Raw genomic sequence first — 1551 nt, 5'->3', positions numbered from 1 at the left:
TGTATCTTACTCTGAAGGGGGTTTTTGCATTGTCAGGAAGAACAAATTTTACGTGGGAACAACGTATCGAAGCCGTTGAGATGTATTTATCTGGAAATTATTCCTACACCGAAGTAGCTAGAAAGTTTGGGACTGTAGTTCGTACATTGGAATTTTGGATTAGTTCTTACAAAAATAATGGTATAGATGGGTTAAAAGAATCACATACATGGAGAAAATATCCTTTAGAACTAAAACATGCAGCTATTAACGATTATTTATCAGGAAAATTTTCATTATTAGAATGCTGTGACAAATACAATATTTCTTCGACGTCTGTACTACGGAGGTGGATTTCTCAGTATAATAGTGGTAAAGAAATCAAAGCCACTAACGGAGGATCTACGCGAATGAAAGCTGGACGTAAAACAACATTTGAAGAACGGATTGAAATCGCCTTATATGCCATTGAACATGATAAGAATTATTCCGCTACAGCCAAGAAGTATAACGTTTCTTACCAACAAGTATATAACTGGGTTAAGAAATATCTCGCTAAAGGGAAAAATGGACTCAAGGATAATCGTGGTAAACAGCTTGAGAAGCGTGATTTATCCGAATTAACTGATTCCAAAAAGATAGAATTGGAGCTTCGTGAAGCCAAAGCTAAAATTCAACGCTTAGAAGTGGAGAATGCCCTCTTAAAAAAATTAGACGAAATAGAGAGGAGGTTGATGAAGTAAGACAGGAATACAGATTTAGGGCGATTGAAGAGTTTAGTAAGAATGATGAAAAGCCAATGTCTGTGAGCTTACTATGCAGAATATTAAAAGTATCCCGTTCGGGATACTATAAATGGAAGGTAGCGTCTAAAACGACTCGACAAAAAGATAACGAACTGATTTCCGAAATTATTCACGGTGAATTTCATAAAAGTGGAGATAAAGCTGGTTATCGTAAGATTACCATGATTTTAAAGCGAGAATACGGTATCTATTGTAATCATAAGCGCGTACGGCGATTAATGCGTTCCATGAATCTTAGATCAATAATTCGGCGTAAACGTACAGGTTGTACAGTGGTCAAAGGCGATGAATTTGAGGAAAATATTTTGAATCGTAACTTCTACGCCGATAAACCTAATGAAAAATGGGTGACAGATGTCACTTTCTTAAAGTATGGGGAAAATAAAGAGTATAAGGCTTATTTTAGCGCTATAAAGGATTTATGCGGAGGACAAATAATAAGTTGGGTTGTAAGTAAAACTAACGATAATCCATTAGTTATGAAGACTCTTCACCAAGCTTTAGATAAAAATCCAGGGGCAACACCAATTCTGCATAGCGACCGTGGTTTTCAGTACACATCAAAGGAATATGCCCGTGAGGTAGCTAAAGCGGGGATAACTCGTAGCATGTCGCGAGTTGGTAGATGTATTGATAACGCACCTATGGAAAGTTTCTGGAGCCACTTTAAAGATGAGTATTACTACGACAAGACTTTCGCAACTTACGAAGACTTAGTAGCTGGTATTAACGACTATGTTACTTACTACAACACTAAGCGTTATCA

At 36.9% G+C, this 1551-nt stretch carries 2 protein-coding genes; both read left to right on the top strand.

The annotated features are described in order from the left end of the window. On the top strand, positions 1–722 hold a 722-nt coding region (locus tag FC14_RS00420), incomplete at its 5' end, for a helix-turn-helix domain-containing protein (RefSeq protein ID WP_156655704.1). Positions 723–778: 56 nt separating this feature from the next. Then, positions 779–1551 (top strand): IS3 family transposase (locus tag FC14_RS00415; RefSeq protein WP_056975635.1); only part of this gene is annotated, 773 nt, incomplete at its 3' end.

The organism is Ligilactobacillus agilis DSM 20509, from assembly GCF_001436215.1.
GTDB lineage: Bacteria > Bacillota > Bacilli > Lactobacillales > Lactobacillaceae > Ligilactobacillus > Ligilactobacillus agilis.
This window is presented reverse-complemented; position numbering and strand designations above follow the sequence as displayed.